Here is a 17,097-nt window from a genome sequence, read left to right on the forward strand (position 1 = left end):
TTCACTACATTGTGCCGGTGAGCAACCAGCAGCCGCCGTACGGCCAGCCCCCACAGCAGCCTTACGGCCAGCAGCCGCAGTACCAGGGTCAACCGCCGTACGGGCAGCAGCAGTACGGCGGTTACCCGCCCCCGCCGCCCCCGCCGTCCGGGAGCAACAAGACGATCCTGATCGTGTTCACCGTAGTAGTCGTCATGGTCGTCCTCGGCGCCGGCATCTTCGTCGTCAGCCGCTTCACCGGCGGCTCCGACGACACCGCCACCACCCAGCCGTCCCCGTCGACGTCCCAAGAGCCGACGAACGACGCCCCCACCGACCCCAGCGCCACCCCGTCGGACCCAAGCGACACCCCCACCGCACCCGCCAGCACGCCGTCCGCTGGGGCGCAGCCCTGTCGCGGCTGCATGGCGGGGATCACGGTCAACGGAAGCATCAAGGCGCTCAAGGCCAAGGGCTACGTGTGCAAGACCGACGGCTCCCGCGACATCCAGTGCTCCAAGGGCAACCTCGATGTGACGGTCTACCCCGACTACACGGAGAAGGCCTACGTCGAGCGCATCCAGGTGAGCGGCGGGTCGAGTGCCAAGGTGCAGGACTGCCCGCAATGCATCAGGGGCGCCGTCGCCGCACTGAAGCAGGGTCTGCCGAGCGTCCTGCCGTTGTTCATCCCGAGCGCATCCATCCGCAAGGAGCTGATCGCGTTCGCCGCGCTGGGGTCCGCTGTGCCGGCGTCCGGCCCGAGTGCGGTCAGAGATCTCCCGATCGAGGGCAGCTATCGCGCCTCGACCCACGGCTATAGCGGGGCGACGGTCGGAAAGAACGGCAAGTACTCCTCGTACTACTCCACGTCCCTGTACGTCGACGGCTGGTCGGGCTAAGGCTTGGTGCGCAGGAGGTTCAGGACGATGCAGGAGAACACGAGGGTGTTGTCCTGGTTGTAGAGCTCGGTGCGGGTCCGGACCAGGCCGCGGTCCGGCTTGGAGCGGGAGCGGTCGGCCTCGAGAACCTCGGTGGTGAGGCGGAGGATGTCACCGGGGCGGACCGGCAGGTGCCAGCGCAGTTCGTCGACACCGGGGCCGCCGAGGCTTGCGACCTTGGACAGGTATTGGTCGGCGTACAGGCGCATCATCAGCCCTGCCGTGTGCCAGCCGCTGGCGATCAGGCCGTGGTACGGCCCGTTCGCCGCGGCGGCCGGGTCCAGATGGAAGTACTGCGGGTCGAACCGCTGGGCGAATTCGATGATCTCCCCCTGGCCGACCACGACCCGTCCCGGATGTTCGGTACGGGTCCCCACCCTGTAATCCTCGAAGTACATACCCTCCAAGATACTGATGACACAATTACTTGACTGCTCCCGCCGTCACACCGGCGACGAAGTGGCGCTGGGCAAGTAAGAAGCCGATCACGACCGGGATGCTGACCACGAGGGCCGCGGCCATGATCTGGTTCCAGTAGATGTTGGTTTGCGTCGAGTACTGACGGAGCCCGACCGACAGCGTGCGATTCGCCTCCGTCGTCATCACCGAGGCGAAAAGGACCTCACCCCACGCGGTCATGAACGAGTAGATCGCGACCGCGATCACGCCCGGCCGCGCCGCCGGCAGGACGACCCGCCAGAGCGCGCCCATCGGCCCGCAGCCGTCGACCAGCGCGGCCTCGTCCAGCTCGCGCGGGATGCTGTCGAAGTACCCGGCGAGCATCCAGATCGAGAACGGCAGGCTGAATGTCAGATACGTGATGATCAGCCCGAGCCGCGTCCCGACCAACTGCAGCCCGAACTGGTTGTTGATGTTCACGAAGATCAGGAACAACGGCAGCAGGAACAGCACGCCGGGGAACATCTGCGTCGACAGCACCGTGGTGGTGAAGACCGTCCGCCCGCGGAACTTGAACCGCGACACCGCGAACGCGGCCAGGATCGCGAGTGCCACCGAGAACAGGGTCGCGACCACGGAGACGATCGTGGAGTTCACGAAGTACCTTGCCAGCGGCACCGTTTTCCACATGTCGATGAACGGCGCGATGGTCAGGTTCGACGGCCACCAGGTGAACGCGCCCTGGACGTCCTTGAGCGGTTTCAGCGACGACGTCACCATCACGTAGAGCGGGATCGTCACGAAGAGCCCGAGCACCACCAGTACGACGCCTCGGTAGATCTTGAAGCCCTTGGTCTCAAGCACGGCGGGTCTTCCTTCCCGTCACGAAGAGGTAGATGCCGGTGACAATCATCAGGAAGATCAGCAGCAGCACGGACATCGCGGCGCCGGAACCGAAGTTCCAGGTCAGGAACGACGCGTTGTAGATGTGGAAGGTGATCAGGTCACCGGCCGGCGGCTGCGCCGTACCGAACAGCACGTACGGCGTGTTGAAGTCGCTGAACGTCCACAGGAACAGCACGAGCACCAGCACCAGGTTGACCGGGCGCAACGCCGGGAGGGTGATGTTGCGCCACTGCCGCAGATTGCCCGCGCCGTCGACGGCCGCGGCCTCGTACTGGTCGCGCGGAATGCTCTGCAGGCCGGCCATCAGGGTGAGGAACGCGAACGTCCACAGCTTCCAGGTGGCGACCGTGATGAGCGAGAACAGGGCGTTGCTCCCGATCAGCCAGAACGGCTTGCCATCGGCCCCTAGTTGGGTCAGCACGTGGTTCACCGCACCGGTGTCGCGCTGCAGCATGAAGTTCCAGGTCAGGATCCCGGCGTACGCCGGAAGCGCGTAGGGGACCAGGAACAGCGTGCGGACGAGGCTCCGGCCACGGAACGTCGGCTGCAGGGCGACCGCGGCCGCCATACCGAGAACCCAGGAAAGCGCGACCGTGACGAGCGAGAAGATCAGCGTGACGCCGAACGACTTCAGCAGCCCTTCGCCGACCGCGTTGTCGAAGTCCAGCGCGACCTTGTAGTTGTTGATCCCGGCGCTCGGCGCGGCCGACCAGTTCGCGATGAAGAACTTGGTCAGCTTGACGAAACTCATCCAGATCCCGACCAGCATCGGGATGATGTGGATGACGAGCTCCATCAGGACCGCCGGCGCCACCAGTGCGTAGGGCAACCAACGGCTCAGACCAGGGCGGTGTTCCGGGTTGGACTTGCGAGCCGGCGGCTTGGTGACCGCCGGCCTCGCTTCGTGGGTGGCGACCGACATCAGTTGCCTGCGGCCACTTGGTCCTCGGCCGTCTTCAGCGCGGCCCTCACCTCGTCGGCGCTGACCGTTCCACCGGTGGCGATCTTGGCGAACAGACCGTTCATCGCCTTACCGACAGTGCTCTCGAACTGGTCCTCGGCCGGTACCAGCGGCAGCGGCTTGGACTTGGTGTTGTAGATGTCCTGGAAGATCGCGGCCTCGGCGGCGTCGGTGGTGAACACCGGCTTCGCGTCCTTGAGCACCGGCAGCGACGAGAACGGCTTGCCCAGCGTGGTCTGGGTCTGCGCGTCCGTCATGTACTTGACGAACTTCAGCGCCGAGTCCTTGTGCTTGGTGTTCTTGAACACCGACAGGTTGATTCCGGCCACGTGGCTGGCCACCGGCTCGCCGCCGGCGGGCGCGGGGAACGGCACGACGCCGTACTCGCCGGCCTTCATGCCGTTGGCAACGATCGAGGAGTCGGCGTTGTTCTGGTTGATCACCATCGCGACCTTCTTGGTCGCGAAGTCGTTGACCGACTTGGTGCCGTTGTCGTACTGCGCGTTGGACGGGTTCGCGACCTTGTCCTTCTGCATCAGGTCGAGGTACCGCAGCACGCCCTGGACATTGCCGTCACCGGTGAAGGTCGGCTTGCCGGAGGCATCGAACCAGTCCGCCTTGTTCTGCGCGGCGTTGATGAACGCGAAGTGCACGTTCTCGGTGTAGCTGCCGGCCGCGAGTGCCATGCCCCACTGGTTCTTCGCGGGGTTGGTCAGCTTCTGCGCTGCACTGACCATCTCTTCCCAGGTCTTCGGCGGCTGCAGCCCGGCGGCCGCGAACATCGCCTTGTTGTAGTACAGGCCGTAGGCCAGACCGTAGAGCGGGACCGACGTGACGTCCTCGCCTGCCTTGCCGCCGGTCGCCAGAGCCGTCGGCACGAACTTGTCCTTGCCCCCGATCGCGGTCATCGCGTCGTTGTCGAACGGCAGGAACGCACCGGTCGCCTGCAGGGACGCCGCCCAGGTGTTGCCGATGTTGACCACGTCCGGCGCCTGGCCGGAGGTGATCGCGGTCTGGATCCGCGTCTGCAGGTCGTTCCAGCCGATCACCTCGAGGTTGACCTTGATCCCGGTGTCCTTGGTGAACTGCTCCAGCACCGGGGTCAGGACCTGCTTGTCGTTGTCCAGGCTGGTGCCCTGGTTACTGGCCCAGTAGGTCAGGGTCTGATCCCCACCCGAGCCTCCGTCGGAGCCGGAATCCCCGCCTCCACAGGCGGCCAGGCTCACTCCCAGAGCGGTCGCCGCTACGGCGGCTACAAGCGAACGCAGTCTCACGTCGGACTCCTCGTCCTCGCGCGGTCATGATGTGCGCCCACTATGGCCCTAACCGGTTAAGTTTCGAAACCCTAACCGGTTCAGTTGCGTGACCTTTGTTACTCCCTCGTGACGTGGTCGCCACTGGGTGCGAGTGCGCGCTCGCCCAGCGTAGTCAGCTGTGCGCGGGACCTGAAGAAGTGCGCACCCGCAGGAGACCCGGGGGAGCCTCGAGGTGGAGCTCCTGCTGACCGGCGGCGAGGCGGAGGAGGAGGTCGGCGGCGGCCCGCCCGCGCTCCATCGTCTGCTGGTCGACGGCGGTAATGCCGGGGCCGGCCAGTTCGCACAGCGGCGAGTCGTCCCAGGCGAGGATCGAGACCTCGCCGGGTACGTCGATGCCCAGCTCAGTGGTCACGCGGAGAGCAGCGACCGCCATCAGGTCGTTGCCGAGAATGACCGCGGTCGGGCGGTCCGGGCCGGTGAGCAGGCGCCGAGTGTGGTCGGCGCCGTCCTCGAAGCGGTAGTTGCCTTCGACATGCCGTACGACGATGCCGCGAGCCTCGGCGTACTCGCGCAGGAGTTGGACGCGAAGCTGTTCGTGGATGAAGTGGAACGGACCGCTGACATGGGCGATCTCGCGGTGACCGAGCTCGGCGAGGTGGTCGAGCAGCAGCGTCACCGTCTCGTCCGGGCGGCTGATCAGTCGCCCGACGCCGTCCTCCGGAGCGTTGGAGCTGACGACGACGCACGGTACGCCGAGCTCCTTCAGCAGGGGGATCCGCGGATCGTTCTGGTGCTCGTCGAACAACACGAACCCGTCGACCCGGCCCTGCCGCGACCAACGCCGCAGTACGTCGAGGTCTTCGCCGTTCTCGCCGGTGAGGCGCAGCAGGAGCGACGAGTCGACCTCGTTCAGGTACTGCTCGATGCCGACCAGAGTGCGCATGTAGAACGCCTCGGTCGAGATCAGTGTTGGGTCGCGCGCGATCACGATGCCGATCGTCCGCGTCCGGCTCGCCGAGAGCGCGACGGCCGCCGAGTTCGGGTGGAAGCCAAGCTCCTCGGCCAGGTCGAGCACCCGCTGGCGCGTCTCCTCGCTGACTCCCGCGCGGCCGTTCAGCGCGTACGAGACCGAGGCTTTGGAGATCTGCAGTTGCCGCGCGAGGTCGCTGATCGTGACCCGATGACCACGCCGCCCAGCATCAGCCGGACCGTCGGCGTCAGCGCCGTCGGTCAAGGACTCGGATGTCGTCATGCACTCCCACCCCGCATGGCGGGAGAGTAGCAGCGCATTCTTCGGGGGAGCGTGATTCCTGAGTGTTGGATAGCGTTATCCCATGACCTCAGTGGAGCCGTTGCGACTGGATTTCCTGCCCTGGGAGTACGCCCGGACCGCCACGCCGGCCGAGCGCACCCGCCAAGCCGACCGCCAGGCGCGGTTGAGTGGCGAGGTGGTGCTGGCCGCTGACGTGTACGTCGCCGAGTCGGCCGCCGTCTACTGCGACGAGCTCCACCTGGGCGACCGCTCCTACATCGCCGCCCACGCCTACGTCACCGGCCGGATCACCCTAGGCGCCGACAGCACCATCAACCCCTTCACCGCCGTCCGCGGCAACGTAACCATCGGCGACGGCGTCCGCATCGGCGCCCACAGCTCCATCCTGGCCTTCAACCACGGCACCACCCCCGGCGAACCCATCTTCCGCCAACCCCACACCAGCCGAGGCATCACCATCGCCGACGACGTCTGGATCGGCTCCGGCGTCACCATCCTCGACGGCGTAACCATCGGCCCCCACACCATCATCGGCGCCGGCGCAGTAGTCACCAAAGACATCCCCGCCGACACGATCGCCGCCGGCAACCCAGCCCGAGCCCTCCGCTCCCGCCTCCCAGACGAACCCGCGCCCGATCACACCCCGGGCGCCACCTCAACCACTCACGCCGCGGGCGCCACCCTGACCACCTCCGGCCCTGCCTCGACGACCACCTCCCTGGGGGCGGCCCCAGCGACCGACTCCCGGGGCTCGTTGCCTCCTGCCCCCATCCCCCTCACCGCCTTCGCTGGGCAACTGCCTTCGGCCCTCACCGCCTTTGCAGCACGTGCGCGCGGCCAGGTGGACGACGTACTGGCTCGGTCGTGGGACGGCGAGCGGTTCGTAGACCGGCCCGGTCTCGACCACCAACCGGCGGTCCGCCCGTGGTGTGACGCCATCGAGATCGCCGACCTCCTCGTACGACGTGCTCCCGCCGGCCACACCCGCGACGACCTCGTCCGCCGCCTCCGCGCTCGCCAGGACCCGAAGACCGGACTAGTTGCCCCAGGAGACCTCGCGGACGCCGGTCTCACGACCCCCTCCGACGCTAAACTCTCAGTCCTGCAAGGCGAAGCCCCGTACCACATCCTGTGCGTCGGTTACACCCTCCAAGTCCTCGGCAGCAGCTTCGAGCACCCCATCGACACCACCTTCACCACCGCCGAGCTCGACAACTTGCCCTGGGCAAGAAATGCCTGGTCCGCAGGTGCGGCAATCGACGCGCTAGGTACGGCGATCGCCCGCAACACCCACGACCACAACGAATCCAATGGCCTCGACCAACTCATCGGCTGGCTGACCATCAACGCCGACCCGAAGACCGGCACCTGGGGAAGCCCGCACCCCGACGACGGCTGGCTCCAAGTGGTGAACGGTTTCTATCGCCTCACTCGCGGCACCTACGCTCAGTTCGGCCTACCCCTCCCGTACCCCGAACAAGTCGTCGCCACGATCCTTGCCCACAGCAACGACCGCCGCATGTTCACCGGCGACAACGACAACGCCTGCAACGTCCTCGACGTGATCCACCCACTCTGGCTCGCCCGCAAACAAACGTCGTACGGCGAACAGGAAGCCCGCCACTGGGCCGAAGACCAGCTCAGCCGCATCCTCACCCGCTGGGTCGACGGTGAAGGTTTCGCGTTCGCACCCAACGGCACCGACGACCGCGCGATCCCCGGCCTGCAAGGCACCGAGATGTGGCTCTCGGTCGTCTGGCTGCTCGCTGACTACCTCGGTCACTCCGATGCACTCGGCTACCACCCCCGCGGCGTACACCGCCCGGAGCCCCTCATCCCTCCGCGAACCACCCCGTGGCAGTAGGACTCTGCCCGAACCGCCCCACATAGTGGTCGAAGAAGACCCGCGACGTCAGCTCCCGCCGACTCGACACCCCGACCTTCTCGAAGATCGCCTTCAGATGGTCCTGCACCGTGTACGGCGACAGGTGCAGCCGCCGCGCGATCTCGGCCGTGCTCCCACCGCTGAGCACCTGCTGTACGACGCCCTGCTCCCGCTCGGTCAATCCGTACGCCGCCACCACCAGCGGGATGATCTCAGCCGGCCCGGCCGGTGCAATCGTCACAGCGATATCCGTGGTCAGCCCCGCCTGCCCACGCACCCGTGCCGCGTTCACCGTGAGCCACTCACCGGACTGGGTGCGAACCTGCATCTGCGGCACCCACTGCCCGGCCACGTCCCGCGCCGCCGCCAGCACACTCAGCACGGGGACCGGGAGCCCCGACCACAGCTCACCTCCGAGCTCCTGGATCCGCTGCTCGGCCGCGTCAGTCGCCGAGATGACCTGGTCAGCAGCGTTCAGAATCACCACTGCGGTTGTCGACGACAATTGCGAGCGCTGCAGGTCACCGACGATCAGACCGCGCCGGAGCCCGCGGGTCAGTACCGGCTCGATCCGGTGCATGAACGCAGCCTCGCCCGGTGAGAAGCCGGTGCGCCCGTTGGTGCGGTACAGCGTGACCACACCCCACATCCGGCCACCGGACCTCAGCGCACTGCGCATCTCGTGCGGGATGTCGCCTCTGGTGAGGACATCCCGGTACCGGCGGCTCAGCTGCAGATTGCCCTCAGTCGCCTCGGCCAGAATGCTCACCCCGACCGGCTGCCGCGCCAGATCGACGAAGCGGTTGTAGTCTGGATCGCCGTACTCGACCGCGAAGAACTCGTCGTTCGTCAACTGCTCGAGATCGTGCATCACCGCACCGCAGAGCAGATTGGTCGCCGGGTCCGCCGTACCCATGCACAACGAGTCGAACGGGATCGCCTGCTCCAGCAGTTCCGCGGCCTCCTGGCAGAAGTCGTCCCATCGAAGCCCGGCGTTCGCTACGGTCTCCAGACCGGTGTACGCCGACTCGGCGCGGTAGGTCTTCATCCCGCCAGCCAGCCGTTCGCATCGAGTTCGTTCTCCATGCGGCCGGCGTAGTGCTCGAAGAAGATCCGCGACTGCAACTCACGCCGACTCGACACACCCGTCTTGTCGAACACAGCCTTCAGATGGTCCTGCACCGTGTACGGCGACAGGTGCAGCCGCTGCGCGATTTCCGCCGTACTCGCACCACTGAGCACCTGCTGTACGACGCCCCGCTCCCGTTCGGTCAGTCCATAGGCCGCAACGATCAGCGGAATGATCGCCGCCGCACCGGCGGTCTCGATGGTGACTGCGATATCGGACGTGACGCCATTGGGCCCGCGGACCGGCGCAGCGTGCACGGACACCCACTCACCCGACCGGGTGCGCAGACGGACGTGCGGTAGCTCCGGTGGTCGGCCAGGAATACCGCGGGCCGCGGACACCACCACTGCAACCGGTACGGGCAGTCGCGACCACAGCTCACCACCCAGATCGACAATCCGGCGCTCGGCAGCCTCAGTGGCCGACACAACCTGATCAGCCGCGTTCACGATCACCACCGCGGCTCCGTGCGCACCCTGGCGGCTGTTGAGCTCGCTACTGATGAGGCCGCGCCGCAGACCGGTTGCCATCAGCGGCTCGAGGCGATGCATGAACTCGGCCTCACCCGGCGAGAAGCCGGTCCGGCCGCGGAACCGATAGAGCGTGTAGAACCCCCACATCCGGGAGCCTGACCGGACTGCACCGCGCATCTCGTGTTCGAGGTCGGCCTGCTCCAGGATGAGCCGGTGCCGTTCGCTGCGGTCCGGCCGGCCATCGGTGGCCTCCGCGAGGATGCTCACCCCGACCTCCCGGCGGGCCAGGTCGGAGAACCGGTTGATGTCATCGACGCCGTACTCGTGCTGCAGGAAGGCGATCTCGTCAGTGCCTTCCATCCTGGTCTTGACCCGCCCGGTCAGCAGGCTGGTGGCCGGGTCAGCCGGTCCCAGGCAGACACCGTCGTTGGGGATCGCCCGGTCCAGCAGCTCGATCGCGGCCAGGCAGAACTCGTCCCAGGTCAGCCCCGCCTCGGCGGCGGCCTGCAACCCGGCCCGGGCCGACTCGGCGTGATAGGCCTTCACCACGCCAGTGTGACCTCGACCGGGCCCGATTGGCATCCCAGGAAGCTGGGGGTTGCCCGATCGGGCGATGCGGAAGCACCCAGAAAGTTGGGATACCGCCGGGGGAGCGGCTGCCGGAGGGTTCTAGTCATGATCGAGGAACTCCGAGAGGTACTGACCGGGCGACTGGTGACGGCGGCCGACCCGGCCTGGGGGCAGGTGCGGCCCGCGTGGAACCTGACCGTGGACCAGCAACCGCTGGCCGTGGTGGAGGCCGCCGGGCCGAGTGATGTCGAGCACACTGTGGCATTCGCCGCGGCGCACGGCCTGAAGGTCGCGGCGCAGGCAGGGGGACACGGCGCAACCCGTGCGCTCGACAACACGATCGTCGTGCGCACCAACGCGCTCGACGACGTCTGGGTGGATTCGCATGCCCAGATCGCCAGGGTGGGGGCCGGAGTTCGGTGGGGGACGCTGCAGACCGCTCTGGACGGGACGGGGCTGACCGGTCTGCCGGGGTCGAACGGGGACATCTCCGTCGTCGGGTACTGCACCGGCGGCGGGTTGTCCTGGTTCGCCCGGCCCTACGGGTCCGGTGCGGGCAGTCTGCGGGCGGCCGAGATCGTCGACGGGGCTGGGGCCCGCCGATGGATCGACGACTCCACCGAGCCGGACCTGATGTGGGCGCTGCGAGGTGGCGGCGGCAACTTCGCCGTCGTCACCTCGGTCGAGGTGGAACTGCATCCGGCGCCGGAGATCGTGGGTGGGCGGTTGATGTTCGCAATCGACCAGGCCCCGGCCGTGTTGGCGGCGTACGGGAAGGCCACGCTGGAGGCGCCGGAACACGTGACGCTGTGGGCCTATCTGACCCACTACCCGCCGGCGTTGCAGCTGCCGGAGGTCGTCCGGGGCAAGTCGTTCTGCATGATCGACGCAGTGGCGCCGTACGACCCGGAGGCGCTCGAGACGGCACTGGCACCGATCCGGGCCGCGGGGACGGTACTGGTCGACACCATCGGACCGCGGGAGTCCAGTGGGGTCGTCGAGATCACGCAGGAGCCGATCACTCCGGCCGCGGTCCTGCTGACCACCAGCACTTTTGACGAGGTCACACCGGAGCTGATCGATACGTTGCTCGAGTACGCCGGGCAGCCGTCGCTCATCTCGCAGGTGCAGCTGCGCCACTTGCGCGCCAGCGACGAGGTCATCCATCCAGGCGTCGCGTCGGCCGACCCGACCGCGCAGTACATGCTGCTTGCGGGTTCGATCCTGCCGGTGCCGGAGCTGTTCGGCTCGGCGCAGCAAGCGCTGGGGGCGCTGAAGGACGCGGTGTCGCAGTGGCATGCAGGTGACCTGCCGCCGTCGGGCCTCTCGTCGTGGAGCACGCTGCAGGACAGCTTCACCGAACCGGACCTGGCGCGGCTCCGCGACATCAAGCAGCGGGTCGATCCGGTGGGCACGCTGGTGGGGAATTACCCCCTGCCGTGCTGAGTAGTGGGTGGGGGTCCATTAGCCTGAGCCAGTGGATCCCCGCACACGCCGCCTGGTGGTATCGCTCGTTCTGGTAGCGCTGGTCGCCATGGTCATCGTGGCAGCGCTCGTCTGACGTGAACTAACCTTCTGGCGCATGACCCCCACCACCACGCGGTCGTCGTACCTCATGCGTGCGGGCCTGGTCCGCAACGTCCGATCGGGTGAGCACCTGACCACCTTCGTGGTGTCGGGCGTGGCGACGGTGCTGATCACCCGGCTGATCCTCAGCCTGAGCGGCTACCCGCAGATCGGCGGCAAGGGGCTGCACATCGCGCACGTCCTGCCCGGCGGTGTGCTGATGCTGGTCGCGATCTCCCTACTCCTCGGGTACGTCGGTCCGGTCGTCCGGCCGGCTGCCGCATTGGTCGGCGGGGTCGGGTTCGGGCTGTTCATCGACGAGGTCGGGAAGTTCGTGACCTCGGACAACAACTACTTCTACAAGCCGACGGCCGCCATCGTGTACGTCGTCTTCGTGCTGATCGTGCTGGCCAGCCGGTTCCTGTCGACCCGGCGGCCGATCGACCCGCGCGAGGAGTTGGCCAACGTGATCGACCACACGGTCGAGGGCGTCGCGGGCGGATTGTCGAGGCAGCGGCGGGCGCAGGCCTCGGAGCTGCTCGGCCTGGTCGGACCCAGGGTGCAGGGGCGTCGGGAGACCGCGGCACTGCTCGAGGCGTGTCCGCCGGACGAGGTCGAGCTGGCAGCACCGGTGGATGCCGCCTGGCAGTGGCTGCAGCGGACGTTCGAGCGGGTGGCGACACATCCGAAGGCACCGACGGTCGCGGTCGTGGTGCTCGCCGTACAGGCGATCGGTGCGCCGCTGATTGCGATCTCGGTGGGCAATGGACTCGTGCAGCTCTCGGTGTCCGGTGTGATCGTCGGGAGTTTGCTGTCAGCAACCTTCACCGTGCGCGGCGGGCTGCAGCTGCGCAACCAGAAGCGGCTGCGGGCAGTCCGGTTGTTCGAGCTGGCAGTGTTGGTGTCGCTGCTGATGACGCAGGTGTTCCAGTTCGCCGGGACGCAGTTCGCGGCGGCAGGCGGGATGCTGCTGGACCTGGTGCTGCTGGGTCTGCTGCGTGCTGAGCGGGACCGCCTCCAGCGTGAGGAGGAGCTGGCGAAGAAGACGCCGGCCGCGACCACGCCGCTGGGCCTGCCGCCCGATCCTGGGGCGCCGCGCTTTCCTGAGGACCCTTCCGACCCGGTCTGATCCCTCTCGGTTGTCCACAGGTTGCGAATCGGTCGTCGGGAACGGGTGGAATCGCTGCATCTTCTCTGGTGACAAAGCCGACGGCGGCGGTCACGGACCGTCGCCCACGACACGGAGAAGACCACCATGCTGCGAGTGCTGCTCGAGGACGACGACTACTGCGACGTCCCGGCCGATCTGATGACGTTCGACGACGGGGCCGTCGTGTTCTGGCGGGACGGCGAGGAGGCCGGGCGGCATCGTCAGTCGCGGATCCGCTCCCTGGAGCTGATGGACAGCCGCTCGATGACCCGCAAGATCAAGGCCGCCCGGCGCAACCACCCGAAGGCGTTCCGGCCCTGGACGCCGGAGGACGAGCAACTGCTGACCGACATGTTCCGCAACGGTGCCGGCAAGGACGAGCTGATCGGTGCGCTGGGCCGCCAGGAGGGCGGGATCGCGACCCGGTTGCGGGGTCTCGGGCTGCTGCTGGACGACCAGAAGTTGCTCTGAGTCCGATGGCCGCCACCGCCTGCCGACGAGACCCTTTTGTGATCAGCCGGAGGCGTCGGACACAATGGCGCGATGCAGGCAGAGGTGGATCCGGCCGGACACCAGGACACGCCGACCGCGGACGCGGTGGGTGAGCTGGGCGCGTGGGAGGCGATCCACGCCGCCCTACTGGACCGGACCGGCCTGGTGCGCGCGGTCGCGTCCGGCCGGCGCCGGGGTCTCGACCAACCGCCGTACCAGCGGCTCGAGCTGCGGTATGTCGACCTCAAGGGGCAGCGCCACCTCCAACTCACCGAGTACGACGAGCGCCAGGCCCACACCCGGAACTTCGTCGGCGCGGAGGTGCCGGAGGCGGTCGGCAAACTGCTCGCCCTGCCGTACGGGACGTGGCACGTCGAGACGACCACCGAGACGCTGCGGCTGCGCTACACCAAGAAGGGCAAGGAGCTGCTGCACCGGCAGGCGGACAGCCGAGAGCAGTCGACCAGCCACGACCGGGTGAAACAGCGGGTGCTCGATCCGGCCGCGCCGTTCCTGATCGAGCTTGGGATCAGCGACCACCAGGGCCGGGTGAAGCCGTCGCGGCAGGCGAAGTACAAGCAGATCGAAGAGTTCTGCAAGCTGCTCGAGCCTGCGCTCGAGGAGGCGATCTCGGCCGGCCGGATCGCGACCGGCCGGCCGCTCCAGGTGGTCGACCTCGGCTGCGGCAACGCCTACCTCACGCTGGCCGCGCATCACCTGCTCACGGCGGCCGGGCACGACGTCCGGACAACCGGTGTGGACCACAACCCGACCGCGCGGAAGCGGAACACCCGAGTCGTCACGGCGCTGGGCTGGCAGGACGAGCTGCGGTTCGTGGATGCCACGATCCAGGCGGCCGAGCTGGACGTCCGGCCGGATGTAGTGCTGGCCCTGCATGCCTGCGACACGGCCACCGACGACGCGCTCGCGCGGGCGGTCCAGTGGGAGGCGCCGCTGGTGCTCGCAGCCCCGTGCTGTCATCACGACATCCAAAAGCAGCTGAAAAGCGTCACACCACCGGCGCCTTACTCGTTGATGACGCGGTATGGCATCGTTCGTGAGCGGTTCGCCGACGTCCTGACAGATTCGCTCCGGGCGGCGGTCCTTCGACAGGTGGGATACCGGGTGGAGGTAGTGCAGTTCGTGGACAGCCAGCACACGCCCCGCAATCTGCTGCTCCGAGCCGCCCGGACGAACGCCCCGGTGACGCCGGACCTCGAGTCCGACTACGCGGAGCTGATCGCCGAGTGGCAGGTCAGTCCACGCTTGGCCGAACTCCTGCTACCGGAGGTACGTGCGTGAAGCTCCTTCGCTCGGCCTTCGCCCTCGCGGCCGCGACCTGCCTCGCACTGTCCGCCGCCGCGCTGCCCGCCGTAGCCGCGGACCCGAAGCCGCCCGCGCCGAAGAAGCTGTTCACGATCAGCGACCCCCGCATCAAGGAGTCGTCCGGGCTGGCCAAGAGCCAGAAGTACGAAGACCTGTACTGGACGGTGAACGACTCCAGCGACTCCGCGCGGGTCTTCGGGGTCGACACCGACGGTGACGTGAAGGTCGTCCTGAAGTTCAAGGCCGAGGTGCGGGACGTCGAGGCGATCGCCGTCGACCGCGAGGGCACGATCTACATCGCCGATATCGGTGACAACACCAAGTCCCGGGACACCATCGAGATCTACACGATCCCGGAGCCGTCCAGCCTCGAGAACGCTGAGAACGTCCGGTACCACCGGTACGACTTCGAGTACCCCGATGGCCCGCACGACGCCGAGACGCTGCTGGTCCAGCCCGAGACCAACGAGATCTTCATCGTCACCAAGTCGAGCAAGGGCGGCGCGATCTACTCCACGCCGGGCCGGCCGTCGCGAGAAGGCACCAACAAACTCACCAAGGTCGCCGCCGCCCCGGCCGGCACGTTCACCGACGGCACGTTCCTTCCCGACGGTCAGCGCGCAGTCCTCCGCACCTACGTCGATGTGGCGACCGTCGCCTGGGGCGACGACAAGCCCACCCTCGTGGCCCGCGGTCCGGTCCCCCTCACCCAGGGCGAATCCGTAGCCGTGGGCGAGGCTGACAACACCGTCCTGGTCGGCAGCGAAGGCTCCAACTCCGCCGTCTACCAAGTCCAGGTCCCGGCCAAGAAGGCGACCGCCAGCCCGCCTCCCGCTTCCTCGGCACCACCCAAGGGCTCCAACAACAACGACGCCGGAGCCGGTGCTGCCGACAAGAACCACAACCTGCGCTGGATCATCATCGGCGCCGCCCTGTTCGCCCTGGTCGTCACCGTCCTGACCTTCCCGCCAGGCCGCCGCGAACGCCTCGACCGCATGGCCGAGAACGCCCGCCTCACCGGCCAGTCACCCACCCCGAACCGCCGCCGCCACAGTGCTTGAACGATCCACCGTTAGAAACCTTCTTAGCATGACTGCAACCTGTTCCTGATTTACCGGGACTCGGCTACCGTGCGGAGATGCGCAGCTTCCGTCGGTGGTTGTCGATGCTCCTGGCAGGCTCGAGCGTGCTCGCGCTGGCGGTTGTCCCAGCGTCGGCCAGTACGACGGGGACTGTCGTCGTACCGCCGGGGGTCTCGGCCGGTGTGGCGGTGTTCGACCGGCAGACCGGGCAGTTCACCGAGTCGCTCAACCCGAACCTGCAGTTCCGCTCGGCCTCGGTAGTGAAGCTCCTGCTCGCCCTCGACTACCTGTGGAACCGCGGACCGACGTACGAGATGCCGGCAGCCGACCGATCCCGCCTCGAGGTGATGCTGCGCCGCAGCGATGACGCCGCCGCGTCCTACTACTGGGATCAGCTGGGTCGCTCGGCCATCATCGACCGGATGGTCCCGCGCCTAGGCCTGACGAACACCGCAGGCCCGCCCGCCACCCACCCAGGCTTCTGGGGCTACGCAGCCTTCACCGCAGCCGACACCGTCCGCATCTACCGCTACCTGCTCGACCAAGCACCGGCTCCCGTGCGCACCTTCGTCATGGGCAACCTGCACCAAGCAACCCGCTACGGCACCGACGGCTTCGACCAGTACTTCGGCATCCCCTCCGTCTTCGAACCCCCGTTCGCCATCAAACAAGGCTGGTCAGGCTTCCCCTCCGCCAATGGCGTAGCCGGCGTAGACCTCGTCAAGGAAGCCCTCCACACCACCGGAACCCTAGGCCCCAACGACCGAACCATCGTCGCCGTCTACACCCTCCACCCCGACAGCACCCCCTACGGCAAGGCCTACACCGACGTAACCCGCCTAACCCGCACCCTGACCGTCCCAGGAGCCGTCAAATCCCCAGGAACCTGGTTCACCACCACCGGCTCCGGCGTCCGAGTCCGCTCCGCCCCCAACACCACCAGCACAGTCATCGGCACCCTCCCCACCACAGCCGACGTACTGGTCACCTGCCAGAAAAAAGGCCAACTAGTCACCGACCCACCCCACACCAGCGACTGGTGGGCCTACCTCCCCAAATACCGCGGCTACGTAACCAACATCTACATCTCCACCGGCACCCCCAAACTCCCCAACACCCCCGACTGCTAACCCACCGCCCCACCCCGCTAGCCGATATTTTTTCGGCGCCCACGCCCGACAAACTTCCGACGAGCCGAACAAACCCACCTCCCCACACCCCAGCCCCAGCCCGTCAGCCCCAGACAACGCAAACCCCGACCTCACCCCCATCCGTGCGCCGAGCAGTTCGCCCTCGCCGCCATGGCGACTCGCGTGACGGGCAGCTCACCCTCGCCTCAACCGCGCGCCGGGCTGCCTGCCCTCACCACAAACCCGTCGGCCGGGACCGCCTGGTGCGCTGGCCAGTAAGTTCTTCGCGAATGGCACCCAAAAGTTACCGACCGGCGGCGATCGTGCTCCGATCGATCGGACGCGCGCGAAGCACCTGGCGGAGGCCGGCTGCAGCCCAGCCACCATCTCGTGGGTTCACCCATCAGGTGGTGGGTTTTGTACCCGCATGCGAGTGCAGAACCCACCATCTCGTGGGGTTACCCATCAGATGGGGGATTGGGGTGGGATGTGAGTGGGCGGGTGGGGATGGGGGCGGTGGGGCGGACCGCCGGCACTCACCAACTGCCCGTGGAGGGGGGAATCGGGGGGTGGGTGAGCGTG

At 67.5% G+C, this 17,097-nt stretch carries 15 protein-coding genes; 8 read left to right on the forward strand and 7 right to left on the reverse strand.

Going from position 1 to position 17,097, the window contains the following annotated elements; all coding sequences use genetic code 11:
- Positions 1–17: 17 nt before the first annotated feature.
- Positions 18–878 (forward strand): hypothetical protein, encoded by an 861-nt coding sequence (locus ABD231_RS03395; protein ID WP_344145013.1) that lies wholly within the window; start codon positions 18–20, stop codon positions 876–878.
- Here ABD231_RS03395 and ABD231_RS03400 read toward each other — a convergent pair.
- The 5 genes from ABD231_RS03400 to ABD231_RS03420 form a co-directional block, all read right to left on the reverse strand.
- Positions 875–1,315: a MaoC family dehydratase gene (locus ABD231_RS03400; RefSeq protein ID WP_344145015.1), complete on the reverse strand. Its 441-nt coding sequence runs from the start codon at positions 1,313–1,315 to the stop codon at positions 875–877. The genes ABD231_RS03395 and ABD231_RS03400 overlap by 4 nt on opposite strands.
- 25 nt (positions 1,316–1,340) lie before the next feature.
- Entirely contained in the window at positions 1,341–2,180 is an 840-nt protein-coding gene (locus ABD231_RS03405) for a carbohydrate ABC transporter permease (protein WP_344145017.1), read from the reverse strand.
- A complete protein-coding gene (locus tag ABD231_RS03410; protein WP_344145019.1) occupies positions 2,173–3,144 on the reverse strand; it encodes a carbohydrate ABC transporter permease in 972 nt (323 codons plus the stop codon). The genes ABD231_RS03405 and ABD231_RS03410 overlap by 8 nt, the downstream gene beginning before the upstream one ends.
- Positions 3,144–4,457 carry an ABC transporter substrate-binding protein gene (locus tag ABD231_RS03415; protein WP_344145021.1) on the reverse strand — a complete coding sequence of 438 codons (1,314 nt, stop codon included), beginning with the start codon at positions 4,455–4,457 and terminating at the stop codon, positions 3,144–3,146. The genes ABD231_RS03410 and ABD231_RS03415 overlap by 1 nt, the downstream gene beginning before the upstream one ends.
- A gap of 154 nt (positions 4,458–4,611) precedes the next feature.
- Entirely contained in the window at positions 4,612–5,691 is a 1,080-nt protein-coding gene (locus ABD231_RS03420; protein WP_344145023.1) for a LacI family DNA-binding transcriptional regulator, read from the reverse strand.
- A gap of 82 nt (positions 5,692–5,773) precedes the next feature.
- Here ABD231_RS03420 and ABD231_RS03425 point away from each other — a divergent pair, with 82 nt between their 5' ends.
- Positions 5,774–7,576, forward strand: a complete 1,803-nt coding sequence (locus ABD231_RS03425) for an acyltransferase (RefSeq protein WP_344145025.1) — start codon at positions 5,774–5,776, stop codon at positions 7,574–7,576.
- On the opposite strand, the gene ABD231_RS03430 is transcribed toward ABD231_RS03425, so the two are convergent.
- Together ABD231_RS03430 and ABD231_RS03435 are read right to left on the reverse strand one after the other, a co-directional pair.
- Positions 7,545–8,645 carry a helix-turn-helix transcriptional regulator gene (locus ABD231_RS03430; RefSeq protein ID WP_344145027.1) on the reverse strand — a complete coding sequence of 367 codons (1,101 nt, stop codon included), beginning with the start codon at positions 8,643–8,645 and terminating at the stop codon, positions 7,545–7,547. The genes ABD231_RS03425 and ABD231_RS03430 overlap by 32 nt on opposite strands.
- A complete protein-coding gene (locus tag ABD231_RS03435; RefSeq protein ID WP_344145029.1) occupies positions 8,642–9,745 on the reverse strand; it encodes a helix-turn-helix transcriptional regulator in 1,104 nt (367 codons plus the stop codon). Before ABD231_RS03435 ends, ABD231_RS03430 begins: the two co-directional genes overlap by 4 nt.
- Positions 9,746–9,874: 129 nt before the next feature.
- Between ABD231_RS03435 and ABD231_RS03440 the strand changes: the two genes are divergently transcribed.
- The 6 genes from ABD231_RS03440 (at position 9,875) to ABD231_RS03465 (ending at position 16,515) form a co-directional block, all read left to right on the forward strand.
- Positions 9,875–11,215: an FAD-binding oxidoreductase gene (locus ABD231_RS03440; protein ID WP_344145031.1), complete on the forward strand. Its 1,341-nt coding sequence runs from the start codon at positions 9,875–9,877 to the stop codon at positions 11,213–11,215.
- A gap of 136 nt (positions 11,216–11,351) precedes the next feature.
- Positions 11,352–12,464: a hypothetical protein gene (locus ABD231_RS03445; protein WP_344145033.1), complete on the forward strand. Its 1,113-nt coding sequence runs from the start codon at positions 11,352–11,354 to the stop codon at positions 12,462–12,464.
- Between the two features lie 126 nt (positions 12,465–12,590).
- Positions 12,591–12,956 carry a hypothetical protein gene (locus ABD231_RS03450; RefSeq protein ID WP_344145035.1) on the forward strand — a complete coding sequence of 122 codons (366 nt, stop codon included), beginning with the start codon at positions 12,591–12,593 and terminating at the stop codon, positions 12,954–12,956.
- Between the two features lie 72 nt (positions 12,957–13,028).
- The gene (locus tag ABD231_RS03455; protein ID WP_344145037.1) at positions 13,029–14,279 is read left to right on the forward strand and encodes a class I SAM-dependent methyltransferase; all 1,251 of its coding nucleotides are present in this window, start codon (positions 13,029–13,031) and stop codon (positions 14,277–14,279) included.
- Entirely contained in the window at positions 14,276–15,364 is a 1,089-nt protein-coding gene (locus tag ABD231_RS03460; RefSeq protein ID WP_344145039.1) for an SdiA-regulated/phytase-like domain-containing protein, read from the forward strand. The genes ABD231_RS03455 and ABD231_RS03460 overlap by 4 nt, the downstream gene beginning before the upstream one ends.
- A 77-nt stretch (positions 15,365–15,441) precedes the next feature.
- Positions 15,442–16,515, forward strand: coding sequence for a hypothetical protein (locus tag ABD231_RS03465; RefSeq protein ID WP_344145041.1), 1,074 nt, complete (start codon positions 15,442–15,444; stop codon positions 16,513–16,515).
- Positions 16,516–17,097 lie beyond the last annotated feature (582 nt).

It is taken from the genome of Kribbella yunnanensis (genome assembly GCF_039529655.1).
Taxonomy (GTDB): Bacteria; Actinomycetota; Actinomycetes; order Propionibacteriales; family Kribbellaceae; genus Kribbella; species Kribbella yunnanensis.

Bases quoted from the DNA above. Each gene is read 5' to 3' on its own strand.
- ABD231_RS03440 (WP_344145031.1), top strand. From the start codon at position 9,875: ATGATCGAGGAACTCCGAGAGGTACTGACCGGGCGACTGGTGACGGCG.
- ABD231_RS03420 (WP_344145023.1), bottom strand. From the start codon at position 5,691: ATGACGACATCCGAGTCCTTGACCGACGGCGCTGACGCCGACGGTCCG.
- ABD231_RS03400 (WP_344145015.1), bottom strand. From the start codon at position 1,315: ATGTACTTCGAGGATTACAGGGTGGGGACCCGTACCGAACATCCGGGA.
- ABD231_RS03450 (WP_344145035.1), top strand. From the start codon at position 12,591: ATGCTGCGAGTGCTGCTCGAGGACGACGACTACTGCGACGTCCCGGCC.
- ABD231_RS03455 (WP_344145037.1), top strand. From the start codon at position 13,029: ATGCAGGCAGAGGTGGATCCGGCCGGACACCAGGACACGCCGACCGCG.
- ABD231_RS03465 (WP_344145041.1), top strand. From the start codon at position 15,442: ATGCGCAGCTTCCGTCGGTGGTTGTCGATGCTCCTGGCAGGCTCGAGC.
- ABD231_RS03445 (WP_344145033.1), top strand. From the start codon at position 11,352: ATGACCCCCACCACCACGCGGTCGTCGTACCTCATGCGTGCGGGCCTG.
- ABD231_RS03425 (WP_344145025.1), top strand. From the start codon at position 5,774: ATGACCTCAGTGGAGCCGTTGCGACTGGATTTCCTGCCCTGGGAGTAC.
- ABD231_RS03410 (WP_344145019.1), bottom strand. From the start codon at position 3,144: ATGTCGGTCGCCACCCACGAAGCGAGGCCGGCGGTCACCAAGCCGCCG.
- ABD231_RS03430 (WP_344145027.1), bottom strand. From the start codon at position 8,645: ATGAAGACCTACCGCGCCGAGTCGGCGTACACCGGTCTGGAGACCGTA.